The sequence below is a fragment of the Rhizobium sp. 1399 genome, from assembly GCF_031455475.1.
GTDB lineage: Bacteria > Pseudomonadota > Alphaproteobacteria > Rhizobiales > Rhizobiaceae > Rhizobium.
Genome location: NZ_JAVDSU010000006.1, coordinates 147,278 through 160,216, shown reverse-complemented (window position 1 = coordinate 160,216; position 12,939 = coordinate 147,278). Strand labels below are relative to the sequence as shown.

11 protein-coding genes and 1 pseudogene are annotated in these 12,939 nt (G+C 58.7%); 11 read left to right on the top strand and 1 reads right to left on the bottom strand.

Annotation, left to right across the window (positions count from 1 at the left end):
- The first annotated feature begins 85 nt into the window (after positions 1 to 85).
- From J2X71_RS20165 to J2X71_RS20135, 7 genes and pseudogenes are all read left to right on the top strand, one after another.
- Complete coding sequence (locus tag J2X71_RS20165) at positions 86 to 1,090, top strand: ABC transporter substrate-binding protein (protein ID WP_310384278.1); 1,005 nt, start codon at positions 86 to 88, stop codon at positions 1,088 to 1,090.
- Positions 1,091 to 1,152: 62 nt separating this feature from the next.
- Positions 1,153 to 1,971: an ABC transporter ATP-binding protein gene (locus J2X71_RS20160; protein ID WP_310384276.1), complete on the top strand. Its 819-nt coding sequence runs from the start codon at positions 1,153 to 1,155 to the stop codon at positions 1,969 to 1,971.
- A gap of 4 nt (positions 1,972 to 1,975) precedes the next feature.
- A complete protein-coding gene (locus J2X71_RS20155) occupies positions 1,976 to 2,845 on the top strand; it encodes an ABC transporter permease (protein WP_310384274.1) in 870 nt (289 codons plus the stop codon).
- Between the two features lie 40 nt (positions 2,846 to 2,885).
- Entirely contained in the window at positions 2,886 to 4,622 is a 1,737-nt protein-coding gene (araD, locus tag J2X71_RS20150; protein WP_310384272.1) for an L-arabinonate dehydratase, read from the top strand.
- A gap of 14 nt (positions 4,623 to 4,636) precedes the next feature.
- Complete coding sequence (locus J2X71_RS20145) at positions 4,637 to 5,362, top strand: ribonuclease activity regulator RraA (protein ID WP_310384270.1); 726 nt, start codon at positions 4,637 to 4,639, stop codon at positions 5,360 to 5,362.
- A 208-nt stretch (positions 5,363 to 5,570) separates the two neighbouring features.
- Positions 5,571 to 6,236 (top strand): annotated as a pseudogene (locus tag J2X71_RS20140) (IS6 family transposase).
- 252 nt (positions 6,237 to 6,488) lie between these two features.
- Positions 6,489 to 7,877 (top strand): enoyl-acyl carrier protein reductase FabMG, encoded by a 1,389-nt coding sequence (locus J2X71_RS20135; protein ID WP_310384269.1) that lies wholly within the window; start codon positions 6,489 to 6,491, stop codon positions 7,875 to 7,877.
- A gap of 305 nt (positions 7,878 to 8,182) precedes the next feature.
- On the opposite strand, the gene J2X71_RS20130 is transcribed toward J2X71_RS20135, so the two are convergent.
- The gene (locus J2X71_RS20130; RefSeq protein WP_310384267.1) at positions 8,183 to 9,085 is read right to left on the bottom strand and encodes a LysR family transcriptional regulator; all 903 of its coding nucleotides are present in this window, start codon (positions 9,083 to 9,085) and stop codon (positions 8,183 to 8,185) included.
- Between the two features lie 109 nt (positions 9,086 to 9,194).
- On the opposite strand from J2X71_RS20130, the gene J2X71_RS20125 reads away from it, so the two are divergent.
- From J2X71_RS20125 to J2X71_RS20110, 4 genes are read left to right on the top strand one after another with little or no spacing between them, the layout of a single operon-like run.
- A complete protein-coding gene (locus tag J2X71_RS20125; RefSeq protein WP_310384265.1) occupies positions 9,195 to 10,277 on the top strand; it encodes a 4-oxalomesaconate tautomerase in 1,083 nt (360 codons plus the stop codon).
- A gap of 47 nt (positions 10,278 to 10,324) precedes the next feature.
- Complete coding sequence (locus J2X71_RS20120) at positions 10,325 to 11,326, top strand: ABC transporter substrate-binding protein (protein ID WP_310384263.1); 1,002 nt, start codon at positions 10,325 to 10,327, stop codon at positions 11,324 to 11,326.
- A 14-nt stretch (positions 11,327 to 11,340) separates the two neighbouring features.
- The gene (locus tag J2X71_RS20115) at positions 11,341 to 12,171 is read left to right on the top strand and encodes an ABC transporter ATP-binding protein (RefSeq protein ID WP_310384261.1); all 831 of its coding nucleotides are present in this window, start codon (positions 11,341 to 11,343) and stop codon (positions 12,169 to 12,171) included.
- Positions 12,155 to 12,931 carry an ABC transporter permease gene (locus J2X71_RS20110; RefSeq protein WP_310384259.1) on the top strand — a complete coding sequence of 259 codons (777 nt, stop codon included), beginning with the start codon at positions 12,155 to 12,157 and terminating at the stop codon, positions 12,929 to 12,931. Before J2X71_RS20115 ends, J2X71_RS20110 begins: the two co-directional genes overlap by 17 nt.
- Positions 12,932 to 12,939: the final 8 nt, after the last annotated feature.

The window sequence follows — 12,939 nt, the reverse complement described above, 5'->3', positions numbered from 1 at the left end:
GATGTTTTAGTGCTTCAATACATTATTCGCTTTTCACACTAGGCGAAACCCGGGCCGGGAGGGCTCGCACCTTGGGAGGAAAACCATGCGACTGTTGATCAGCGGCGTGACCGCAATTGTTATGGCTCTCGGCTTGGCCTGTCCGAGCCAGGCGCAGGACAAGACCAATATCTCCATCACCCGGCAGCCCGGCATTCTCTATCTTGCCAGCCATGTGATGGAGACGCAGAAACTCATCGAGAAGCAGGCTGCCAAGGAAGGCGTCGAGGGCGTCACCGTCGAATGGCGGACCTTCAGCGGCGGTGGCGCCCAGACCGACGCCCTGCTTGCCGGCAATGTCGATGTCGTCAACACCGGCACCGGCAACCTTCTGCTTCTGTGGGATCGCACCCGCGGCAAGGTGAAGGGCATCATCACCAGCTCAGCTCAGCCGGTGATCATGGTTTCCAACGACCCGCGCATCAAATCGCTGAAGGACATTGGCGAGGGCGACAAGATCGCCGTGCCGACCGTCGGCGTTTCCACCCAGGCGATTCTGCTGCAGATGGCGGCCGCCAAGATGTATGGCGACGATCAGGTCAAGAAATTCGATTCCAACACCGTGCAGCTCGGCCATCCGGATGCAGTGGCAGCCATCGCCAACTCCAAGCATGAAGTGAAGAACCACTTCTCCGCACCACCGTTCCAGTATGTCGAGCTGAAACAGCAAGGTGTCCACAAGGTCACGGATTCCCGCGAAATCCTTGGCGGTGCCCTGACCCAAGCCACCTTCTTCACCACCACGGCCTTCGCAGAAGCCAATCCGAAACTGGTCAAGGCACTGCGAACGGCAACCGAAGAGGCCGTCGCCTTCATCAAGAAGGATCCGAAGGCAGCGCTTGAAGCCTATAAGTCCGTCTCCGGCGACAAGACCAGCCTCGACGATCTTCTCGCCATGCTGAAGGAACCCGGCATGGACGAATGGCGCACCGACCCGCAGGGAACGATGAAGTTTGCCGCACATCTCAACAAGATCGGCACGCTGAAGACCATGCCAAAGGCCTGGACGGACTATTACCTGCCCGACAGCGCCTATCTCAACGGCAACTGAGCCCGTCGCGACACCAGCAGCGGCGGACACGCTCGCCGCTGCTCCTCTTAGGGAGTGAACCCATGATGCAGGCAAATATTGCCGCCGCCGAGCGCATTGCGCTGGCTGCCGACAAGGCACCGCTTCTGTCCGTTGACCACGTGACACTGCGCTACAAGACACCCAACCTTCTCATCACCGCCACCGAAGACGTCAGTTTCAATGTCCGCGAATCCGACCGTTTCGTGCTGCTCGGCCCTTCCGGCTGCGGCAAGTCCACGCTGCTCAAGGCCGTCGGCGGTTACATGACGCCATCTGCAGGCACGATCCACATCAACGGCCGTCAGGTGAAGTGTCCCGGGCCGGATCGCATGATGGTGTTCCAGGAATTCGACCAGTTGATGCCGTGGAAGACGGTGCTGGAAAACGTCATGTTCCCGCTTCTGGTCGCCCGCAAGCTGCCGAAGGCCGAAGCCGAGGCGCTGGCCCGCCAGTATATCGACAAGGTCAAGCTCACCCGCGCTATCAACAGCTATCCGCACACGCTGTCGGGCGGCATGAAACAGCGCGTGGCAATTGCCCGCGGCATGGCCATGCAGCCGGACATCCTGCTGATGGACGAACCGTTCGCCGCCCTTGACGCGTTGACCCGCCGGCAGATGCAGGACGAACTGCTGCAGCTCTGGGAAGACACCAAGTTCACGGTCATCTTCGTTACCCACTCGATCGCCGAGGCGATCAAGATTTCCAACCGAATCCTGCTACTCTCGCCGCATCCCGGCCGGGTGAAGGCAGAGGTCGTCGATGTCGACAAGATCAGCCACGAGGACGGCAGCGCTGCAGCCCTCGAGCGCGACATCCATAACCTGCTGTTCTCGAACGAGCCCGGTCACAAGGAATAGAGCCATGCTGTCCGCAAACATCATTCTGGCGGCCGATGTCGAGGCCAACAAACCCCTTGACAACATCAAGCCGGTGGAACAGAAGCTCAGCGCCTTCGAGACCCTGTGGGGCATCGGAGCATTGCGCAAGACGCTGCTGATCCTGACGCTCGCCATCATCTGGCAGGTCTACTCCTCCTATCTCGACAACCCGTTGCTGTTCCCGACGCTCACCGACACGATCGCCACGCTGATCGACCGCTTTGCCGACGGCACGCTGCTGGCCCGTATCTGGACGACGCTGCAGATCCTGTTCATGGGTTATGCTGTCGGCACCGTGCTTGCCGCGTTCCTGACCGTGCTTGCCATCAACACCCGCATCGGCACCGATTTCCTCGAAACCATGACGGCAATGTTCAACCCACTGCCGGCGATCTCGCTGCTGCCGCTGGCGTTGATCTGGTTCGGGCTGGGTGCCTCCAGCCTGGTTTTCGTGCTCGTCCACTCGGTGCTCTGGGCCGTTGCCCTCAACACGCATTCCGGCTTCCTTGGCGTATCGCGCACCTTGCGCATGGTCGGGGCCAACTATGGTCTCACCGGCATTTCCTACGTGCTACGCATCCTCGTGCCGGCTGCCTTCCCGTCCATCCTCACCGGCCTCAAGATCGGTTGGGCCTTTGCCTGGCGCACGCTGATCGCCGCCGAACTTGTCTTCGGCGTCTCGTCCGGACAGGGCGGTCTCGGCTGGTTCATTTTCGAGAACCGCAACCTGCTCGACATCCCGGCCGTGTTCGCCGGCCTGCTCACCGTCATCATCATCGGCCTTATCGTCGAAAACCTGGTTTTCCAGACGATCGAACGCCACACCATCCAGAAATGGGGCATGAAGGAATAGCGTCAGGCTGTTCCTTCGCATTCCCGAGAAGGTCATTCCCATGACGAAAACAAAGACGCCCGAAACGCTGCGAAGCGCCCGCTGGTTCGCGCCCGACGACCTGCGAAGCTTCGGTCACCGGTCGCGCATGATGCAGCTTGGCTATGCGGAAGAGGACTTTCGCGACAAACCAATCATTGGCATTCTCGATACCTGGTCGGAACTCAACACCTGTCATTCGCATTTCAAGGAACGCGTGCAGGACGTGAAACGCGGCGTCAGCCAGGCCGGCGGCTTCCCGGTGCAGATGCCGTCGCTCTCCGTCGATGAGAGCTTCACCAAGCCGACCTCCATGCTCTACCGCAACATGCTGGCGATGGAAACGGAGGAGATGATCCGCTCGCACCCGCTCGACGGCGTGGTGCTGATGGGCGGTTGCGACAAGACCACGCCCGGCCTCGTGATGGGGGCGATTTCCGCCGGCGTGCCGATGATCTACCTGCCGGCCGGCCCGATGCTGCGCGGCAATTATGCCGGCAAGGTGCTGGGGTCAGGCTCCGACGCTTGGAAATACTGGGACGAACGCCGTGCCGGCAACGTTACCGATGAGGAATGGCTGGGCGTACAGGGCGGCATCGCCCGCTCCGCCGGCACCTGCATGACCATGGGCACCGCCTCGACCATGACCGCGATTGCCGATGCCATGGGCCTGACCCTGCCCGGCGCCTCGTCGATCCCGGCCGTTGATGCCAACCACCAGCGCATGTCGGCCTCTTGCGGCCGTCGCATCGTCGACATGGTCTGGGAAGATCTCACCCCCGACCAGATCATCACCGACGCCGCCTGCCGTAATGCCGCGATCGTTGCCATGGCCACGGGCTGTTCCACCAATGCCATCGTGCACCTGATCGCCATGGCGCGCCGCGCCGGCGTCAACCTGACGCTCGACGACCTTGATGCACTCGGCCGCGTCACGCCTCTCATCGCCAATGTCCGGCCCTCCGGAAAAGACTACCTGATGGAGGACTTTTTCTATGCTGGCGGTTTGCGCGCGCTGATGAAGCAGATCGAGGATCGGCTCGAACTTTCCGCCTTGACCGTTACCGGCAAGACCATGGGTGAAAACCTCGAGGGTGCGCAGGTCTATAACGACGACGTCATCCGCCCGCTTTCCAACCCGGTCTATCATGAGGGATCGCTCGCCGTGGTGCGCGGCAATCTCTGTCCCGACGGGGCTGTGATCAAACCTGCCGCCTGCGATCCGAAGTACCATGTGCACCAGGGCCCGGCCATGGTGTTTGACAGCTACCCGGAGATGAAGAAGGCAATCGACGACGAGAATCTCGATGTCACGCCCGACCATGTTCTCGTGCTGCGCAATGCCGGCCCTCTCGGCGGACCCGGCTTTCCCGAATGGGGCATGTTGCCCATCCCCAAAGCCCTGATCAAAAAAGGCCACCGCGACATGCTGCGCATCTCCGATGCCCGCATGTCCGGCACATCCTACGGTGCCTGCGTGCTGCACGTGTCGCCGGAGAGCTATGTCGGCGGGCCGCTGTCGCTTCTGAAAAACGGCGATATCGTCCGTCTCGATCTGCCCAATCGTCAACTGGACATGCTGGTCGGCGAGGATGAGCTTGCCCGCCGCAAGGCCGAATGGAAGGCGCCTGAACCCCGCTTCCAGCGCGGTTACGGCTGGATGTTCTCCCGCCACGTGACCCAGGCCGACCAAGGCTGCGATTTCGATTTTCTGGAAACCGGTTTCGGCAAAAATGCCGGCGAGCCGGATATCTATTGAGGAAGGGAATACAGATGACCGATTACGTGCTGAGTGACGCGACCCGCGCCAAGTTCAAGAAGATCTCGACCGCCTCGATTGCCACGGCGCTGTTTAAGCGCGGCCTGCGCAACCAGTTCATCCAGGGCGTGGTGCCGGTTGCCGCGAAGGCGGATACCATGGTCGGCCAGGCCTTTACGCTGCGTTATATCGTGGCCCGTGAGGATCGCAACCCGATCACCGTCTTCCGCAACGCCGACCACCCGCAGCGCGTGGCGATCGAGACCTGCCCTGCCGGCCATGTGCTGGTCATGGATAGCCGCAAGGACGCTCGCGCCGCCACCGCCGGTTCCATCCTTATCACCCGACTGGCGCTGCGCGGTGCCGCCGGCGTCGTCACCGATGGCGGCTTCCGTGATGCCGCAGGTATCGGCGCACTCGACATGCCCGCCTATCACGCAAGACCGTCCGCTCCCACCAACCTCACCCTGCACGAAGCGATCGACATCAACGTGCCCATCGCGTGCGGCGACGTCGCCGTGTTCCCGGGAGACGTTGTGGTCGGCGATCGAGACGGCGTGATGGTAATCCCAGCTCATCTTGCGGAAGAACTTGCCGAGGAATGCACGGCGATGGAAAGCTACGAGGATTTTGTCCTCGAGCAGGTCAAGGCTGGCGAAGCCATCATCGGTCTTTACCCGCCCACCAAGGATGAGCACCTAGAAAAATACGAAACCTGGCGACAAACACGTCGGTGCTAAAAGCCGGTTCGTGTAAGCCCTAGGTGGAATTGAACCCATTAACAGTGGTCATGATGACGGGGTCGAACGTCGATGCGCTCGTTTACGTTGTTTATCGATGATAAAGTCAGTTATCATGGATACAAGTTGAGGTAGGGATGTGGCCTTGGCAGTCGGAGCGGCATCGTCAACTTAACGAAGCGTGGATGTCGATGTGAGATGACGGGCCATGACAGACCGTGATCCGCTGTACCGCCGCCATCGCTTTCCCGCTGAAATCATCGCGCATACTGTCTGGCTCTATTTGCGTTTTCCTCTCAGCTTGCGGATGGTCGAAGACATGCTGGCGGCACGAGGGATTATTGTCTCGCATCAAACGGTCCGGCTTTGGGCAGAGAAATTCAGCCGGTCGTCTTGGTGACAAGTGGCACCTCGACGAGGTTGTCGTTTCGATCCGCGGCAAGAAGCACTGGCTCTGGCGCGCCGTCGATCAGGACGGTTTCGTCCTCGACGTTCTGGTGCAAAGTCGTCGCAATGCAAAGGCAGCCAAGCGTCTGATGCGCAAGCTGTTGAAGAGCCAGGCGCGCGCGCCGCGTGTGATGATCACCGACAAGCTTCGATCCTACGACGCTGCAAAACGCGAGATCATGCCAAGTGTCGAACACCGTTCACATAAAGGATTGAACAATCGAGCGGAGAATTCCCATCAGCCAATCCGGCGGCGAGAGCGGATCATGAAGCGCTTCAAGTCACAGCGCCATTTGCAGCGCTTCGTCTCCATCCATGATCCGATTGCCAACCTGTTCCACATCCCCGCCACGACATCTCATCCAGCCATCATCGAGACCTGCGTTCAGAGGCAATGAACCTGTGGGCAAAAATCGCTCGGACGTGAGCCGCCACAGTGCAAGCTGGCTACGACTGCCTCGTGCCCGTTAAGTTTACAATGCCCTTGATAGAGAGCGGCAGCTTGGAATGCGCGTCAAATGCCGATACGGGCTTGCCCCCTGCCTGCGGCAGCTTGAAGAGCAGTGATGTAAAGGCTTTTGAAGCTTCACGTTTCGACATCATCCGTCATTTTAAATGACTTTCCATCGAGAACGACTGTGTTCAATAAGTCATCAACGACTATTGGAGCGGTGACTCGATGGAAAAACCGATCGCGCTGGAGAATATCTCCGAAAATACAGTGTTTCGCAAAGGCGACGTCTTCGTTCTCTTCGGCGAATTGTTCGGTCGCGGCTACGCGACCGGCCTTCTCGACCAAGTCCGGAAAGTCGGAATGCGGATCGTCGGAATTACGGTCGGGCGGCGCGACGAAAAGAATGTCCTGCGGCCTCTGACCGACGATGAGCTCTGTGAAGCGGAAGCAAGGCTCGGCGGAACAATCATAAACGTTCCGCTGATGGCTGGCTTCGATCTCGACGCGCCAGCAGACGGTCCCACGCCTACCGACCTTCTTGCCGGGCTAACGCTCGAAAGCTGGGAGCGTGAAAGGCTCGACTGGGAATATATAGAAAAATGCCAGGCCGTAGGGACGGCACGGTTTACGGATTCATTGTCGCAGGTCATGACCATCCTCGACGGCATCATTGCCGACGGGAGCAACGTTTTCTTTGCCCATACGATGGCCGGAGGCATTCCCAAGGCAAAAGCCTTCCTGGTCGTCGCCAACAGAATCTACAAGGGAACGGGACCGCGACACATGTCGTCGCAAGCCCTGGTCGAAAGCGATATGGGCAAACTGATCCTTCGCAATTTCGACGAGGTGTCGGCAAATACCTTCCGCCATCTTATCGATTTCAGCGCGGCGATCCGGGAGCGCGTGGAAGCCTCGGGCGGCCAGGTTAGGTACACGGCATATGGCTATCACGGCACGGGTATCCTGATCGACGGAGAATACCGGTGGCAGACATACACGAACTACACTCAGGGCTACGCCAAGATGCGCCTTGAAGGTATTGCCGAGGATGCCTGGGCGATGGGCGTGAAGGCGAGCGTCTACAACTGTCCCGAGATCCGGACCAATTCATCCGACGTATTCACGGGCATTGAACTGCCTCTCATACCCCTTCTGCTTGCGCTGAAGAAGGAGAACGGTGGCGAATGGGCGGCCGAACAATGGCGAAAATGCCAAGAGCTTCTGGCGGATGGTTTCACGATAGATGACGTCATCCGCAAGATCAGTGACCTGCAGGCGAGCGAAGTCATGACCCCATTCTATAACTTCTCCGCGTGGCCGATGCCCAACAACCAGGGACAGGCCGACCTGACGATCGGCACGTCGAACCAGATCACCTCGATGCACCGTGACAGCAAAGTCATGATCAGCGATCTCCTGAGCGCTCTGGTCGTGGAAGCGACCGGACAACTTATTTTCGGTGCATCATCTTCACCTTCCGGGCCAGTCCGGTGGCTCAACCACGACATCGTGGCCCGCCGCCTCAATGCTTCCCACGGAGAATACAAGACTACATCGAAAGGTAAAACACGCCGATCGTGTGATGACGCTGCATCAAGCCTGGAGATTGCCTGACTGTTAAATGGCCATGGGGGTCAGGTGCTGGCCAGCAACAATCCCTATGCTAGCAACATCACCTCATTGTTCGGTCGTTCGAACGCGGATCCGCCCTTTCGGAGGAGCCGTCGCAGGCATATCCACCATCCTGTCTGCCGATTGGCACCAAATGAAATCCTCAAGAAACATGAAAATGAAGGTTGCGAATTCTGTTCGGAGATCGGATCGGGAGAGCGGGCTTCCAGACGATCAACTTCTTAGCTCTCACGATGGCGACCGGTACGCGAGCGTGGCCTTCTCGCCAACATAAACCCGTTTGCCGCTCAGTTTTCTTCTGCCCACGTCCCAATCAACATGGTCATGAAGCGCTCTGCCGCCGGCGAAAGCGTCCCACCGCGACGGCGCACAATGCCGATCGTTCGCGAGATTTCAGGATTGCGAATAGGTCTCGTGACGAGGAATGGGTGCTCTTCCTGCGGAGTAGCGAGTTTCGGCAGAACCGAAATTCCAAGCCCGGCCTCCACCAAACCAAGCGATGTTGAAAGATGTGTGACTTCGTAGGACCAACGCAGTTTCAGGTTCGATTTCGCCAGCGCGGCATCGAGAAGCGTACGGTTGCCGCTGGACCGATGTACTGTAATCAGTTGATAGGGCGCCAGATCGTCCCATTCGAGTTCGCTCTTCGCTGCCAGCGGATGATCCTTGCGTGCCGCCAGCACGAATGGATCTTCGATGAGCCTCTCGAAGATGAGGTCGGGATCTGAAAAACCCATGATATTGATGCCGAACTCCACCTCGCCGCGGGCGACTGCCTGCAGACCGTCGGTGGCCGGCAGATCGAGAATGCGAAAACGAATATTCGGATACTCGGCGCTGAACTGCTTAATGACGGTCGGCAAAAAGTAGAAAGCGGCCGTTGGCAGACATGCGATCGTCACAAGGCCGCTGCGCTGAGATCCGACGTCACGCACTGCAAACAGCGACGTGTCGAACTCCTCGAGCATGCGCCGCACCAGGGGGATCAGCTCTGCGCCAAGCGCGGTTGTCGAGACATGACGTGTGGTGCGCTCGAGCAAGGGCGCCCCGATTGCCAGCTCCAGCTTCTGAATTCGACGGCTGAGTGCCGGCTGGGACAGATTGAGCGCTTCGGCAGAGCGATGGAAGTTTTCCAGTTCGACGACCGATAGAAATGCGCGCAGATCCAATATCTCGCAATTAATGCTCATAACGCATCATTCCCTCTGATATTAGCATTTCACATATCAATCATTTTGCCGCTTACTGCAACAAAGAAGCTGATTGATATTTAAATCACATCAGTATGCGGGCACAACCATGAACGACCTGATTTCCATTCCCTGTGTTCTGATGCGAGGTGGCACCTCCAAAGGACCGTTCTTTCTCGCATCCGATCTTCCATCGGATGCGCGTCAACGCGATCAAATCCTGCTTTCGGTCATGGGCTCTGGTCACCCATTGCAAATCGATGGAATCGGCGGCGGAAACCCCGTCACCAGCAAGGTCGCCATCGTCGGTCCAGCAACCCTACCGGATGCCGATGTGGATTATCTGTTCGCCCAAGTTCGCATCGATCAGCAGTTCGTCGATACCTCTCCCAATTGCGGAAACATGCTGGCCGCCGTCGGGCCGTTCGCGATCGAGGCCGGATTGGTCCAATCGACTAGCGGCGTAACCCGCGTGCGTATCCACAATGTCAATACCGGCAAACTGATCGAAGCCGAGGTTCCGACCCCCGATGGCCGTGTCGCCTACTTGGGAGATGCTTCGATCGATGGTGTGCCCGGCAATGCGGCGCCGATCGCCTTGACGTTTATGGATGCTGCAGGGGCATGCACAGGCAAGCTTTTTCCCACCGGCAACCCGCGCGACAGCATTGACGGTATCGATGTCACTTGCATCGATTGCGCTATGCCGATGATGCTGCTTGAGGCCGGCGCCCTCGGCGTGACCGGCAATGAAACCACCGCCGAGCTCAATGCCAACGGTCCATTGCTCCAGCGGCTCGAAACTTTAAGGCTCCAAGCCGGCCGACGCATGGGTATGGGTGACGTCAGCAATCAGGTCACGCCAAAGCCGGTTCTCATCTCCAGGCCCAACAACGGCGGCGATCTCGGCGTGCGCTATTTCATGCCGCATCAGTGCCACCCATCTCTCGCAACGACCGGTGCGGTCGGCATAGCTACGGCCTGCATCAGCGACGGAACCGTCGCCTCGCGGCTGATCGGAGATCGCAAGCCACCGGTCATTCTCGTTCTCGAACATCCAAGCGGCCATTTGGAAGTGAAACTGGATACCCGCGACGGCAAGACAGTTGCTGGAATCCTGCGTACGGCCCGGCGCCTCTTCGAAGGCCAGGTCTTTGCAAAACCTATCGCGCAAATGGTTTGCGCGGCATAATCGAAAGTGGTTGCCGGGAGGGCGCCACGCATCAGGGAGGAATACACATGCGTAAACTATTGCTCGCACTTGCGGCAACGGTCGCTTTCGCCGGTTCGGCTATTGCGGAACCCGTCCGCATCAGCGTCGGGTCCTACAACCTCAACAACCTGCCCTTTCCGGTCGCAGCTGGCCTGGGTCTCTTCGAGAAGGAAGGTCTTGAGGTCACCGTCGAAAACTTCGCATCGGGCGGTTCCAAGACGCTGCAGGCGCTCGTTGCCGGCTCCACGGATATTGCCGTCGGCTTCTACGACCACACCATCCAGATGCAGTCGCAGAACAAGGCTGTTGTCGCCTTCGTGCAACTGGCCCGCAATTCCGGGCTCGTGCTTGCCGGTGGAAAGAACGCTGCGTTCGATCCTTCCAAACCTGAAACGATCAAGGGCGCGAAAATCGGTATCACAGCGCCGGGCTCGTCTTCAGACTTCTTCGTTCGCTATTATCTGCAGCGCCACGACCTATCGGCTGACGACGTCTCGTTGATCGGGGTCGGCTCCGGTTCAGCTGCTGTTGCGGCGCTCGAGCAAGGGAAGGTTGATCTATTGGTCAACTACGATCCGGCGGCGACCTTTATCGAAGCCAAGGGTGTCGGCAAGATTTTGATCGACGCCCGCAGCGACGAGGGTGCCACGGAAATCTACGGTGGGATCTACCCGACCTCCGTCCTTTATGCGACGCAGGCCTATATCGATGAGAATCCGGAAACCATCCAGAAAGTCACAAACGCGACCGTGAAAGCGCTTGCCTGGATGAACACACACAGCGCTGAAGAGATCGTCGAAAAACTGCCGAAGGAATTCATCTCCGGTGACCGGGACACCTATGTGAAGGCCGTCGAGAATGCCAAACCGATCTTCTCGGTCGATGGCAAATTCAGCGAGACGGATACTCAGACACCCCTCGCCGTCCTGAAGAGTTTCAACGAAAAGGTTGCTGCCGCGACCATAGATCTTTCCAAGACCTACACGAACGCATTCGTGGACAAAGTCACCGACAAGACCATCAACTAACCCAGGAGGAGGCCATGGCATTGGCTGTCGTAAAACCCATGTCCGTTCCGTCGGGCGAGCTAAACAAAAGGCCAATGGTATCGATTGACGCGGTCACGATGTCATTCGGCTCCTATGTCGCGGTGCAGGACGTGAACCTGACGGTGGCCGATGGCGAGTTTCTCGCCATCGTGGGACCGACAGGCTGTGGCAAAAGTACCGTTCTCAACGCCATTGCCGGTCTTTTGAAGCCTGCCAATGGAACAGTGGCGATCGACGGCGCTCCGGTTAAGGGCGTCCAGAACGATATCGGCTATCTCTTTCAGCAGGACGCACTGCTGCCATGGAAGACATCGATCGAGAATGTCGAGCTCGGACTGCTGTTCAAAGGTGTGCCAAGTGCCGAGCGGCGCGAGCGTTCTATGAACTGGCTTGCGAAAGTCGGGCTGAAAGGGTTCGAGCATCGCTATCCGCATCAGCTTTCGGGCGGTCAGCGCAAGCGCGTGCAGATGGCGCAGGCCCTGATCTCCGGCCCCAAAGTCATCCTAATGGACGAGCCCTTTTCGGCCCTCGATATCCACACACGGCACCTCATGCAAAACGAACTCCTGCGTCTGTGGCAGGAAGAGCGCAGGGCTGTCGTAATGATCACGCATGACCTCGAAGAAGCAATAGCCCTCGGCGACCGGGTCGCAATTCTTGCAGCTGGCCCCCGTTCACGGGTCATCGAAAGCTTCCCGGTGGAACTCGAGCGCCCCCGCGACGTCGCGGAAATTAAACTCGATCCACGCTTTATGGATCTGTATCGAAATATCTGGGCTTCCCTGCGCGGCGAAGTGGAGAAAAGCTATGAACGTCGTGACTGAACGCATCATCCAGCTCGGGATGCTAATCTTTATCCTCGGCGGCTGGCAGCTCGGCGTAACCGCCGGCTTCATCGATGTTTTCTTCTTTCCAGCCCCGCTCGACATCTTCAACCAGATGATCCGCTGGATTGTTGACCCCAGCTTCTATCGTCATGTGTCAATCACCCTGACGGAGACTGTGCTCGGCTACATCATCGGCACGGGCCTTGGCGTCGCAGCCGGTGTATGGCTCGGTCTCAGCCGCAGTGCGGCACGGATTTTGGACCCCTTCATCAAGGGCCTGAACGCCATTCCGCGCGTCGTGCTTGCCCCAATTTTCGTGCTTTGGCTTGGTCTCGGCCTATGGTCGAAGGTAGCGCTCGCGGTAACGCTTGTCTTCTTCATCACCTTCTTCAACGCCATGCAGGGCGTTCGCGAGGTCAATCAAGTTGTCCTCGCAAATGCAAGGATCCTCGGGGCCAAACGTTCCGATCTGTTGCGGCATGTCTATTTTCCGGCGGCGGCCAGCTGGATCCTGTCCTCCCTTCGCACCTCGGTCGGTTTCGCGGTGGTCGGCGCCATCATTGGTGAATATCTCGGCTCCTCTGCAGGGCTCGGTTACCTGATCGCGCAGGCGGAAGGCAACTTCGACGCGGTTGGAGTGTTTGCCGGCATCATCATCCTGGCCGTGTTCGTGCTCGTCATCGACCGAATCCTCGATGTTCTGGAAGGCCGGCTGATCAAGTGGAGACCGAACGCCGCAGAAGAAAGAGCGGCGTAACTCATCGG

What these genes read in the sequence shown, in the direction of transcription:
- J2X71_RS20165 (WP_310384278.1), top strand. Translation starts at nt 86, where the DNA reads ATGCGACTGTTGATCAGCGGCGTGACCGCAATTGTTATGGCTCTCGGC.
- J2X71_RS20130 (WP_310384267.1), bottom strand. Translation starts at nt 9,085, where the DNA reads ATGAGCATTAATTGCGAGATATTGGATCTGCGCGCATTTCTATCGGTC.
- araD (WP_310384272.1), top strand. Translation starts at nt 2,886, where the DNA reads ATGACGAAAACAAAGACGCCCGAAACGCTGCGAAGCGCCCGCTGGTTC.
- J2X71_RS20135 (WP_310384269.1), top strand. Translation starts at nt 6,489, where the DNA reads ATGGAAAAACCGATCGCGCTGGAGAATATCTCCGAAAATACAGTGTTT.
- J2X71_RS20115 (WP_310384261.1), top strand. Translation starts at nt 11,341, where the DNA reads ATGGCATTGGCTGTCGTAAAACCCATGTCCGTTCCGTCGGGCGAGCTA.
- J2X71_RS20120 (WP_310384263.1), top strand. Translation starts at nt 10,325, where the DNA reads ATGCGTAAACTATTGCTCGCACTTGCGGCAACGGTCGCTTTCGCCGGT.
- J2X71_RS20125 (WP_310384265.1), top strand. Translation starts at nt 9,195, where the DNA reads ATGAACGACCTGATTTCCATTCCCTGTGTTCTGATGCGAGGTGGCACC.
- J2X71_RS20160 (WP_310384276.1), top strand. Translation starts at nt 1,153, where the DNA reads ATGATGCAGGCAAATATTGCCGCCGCCGAGCGCATTGCGCTGGCTGCC.
- J2X71_RS20110 (WP_310384259.1), top strand. Translation starts at nt 12,155, where the DNA reads ATGAACGTCGTGACTGAACGCATCATCCAGCTCGGGATGCTAATCTTT.
- J2X71_RS20155 (WP_310384274.1), top strand. Translation starts at nt 1,976, where the DNA reads ATGCTGTCCGCAAACATCATTCTGGCGGCCGATGTCGAGGCCAACAAA.
- J2X71_RS20145 (WP_310384270.1), top strand. Translation starts at nt 4,637, where the DNA reads ATGACCGATTACGTGCTGAGTGACGCGACCCGCGCCAAGTTCAAGAAG.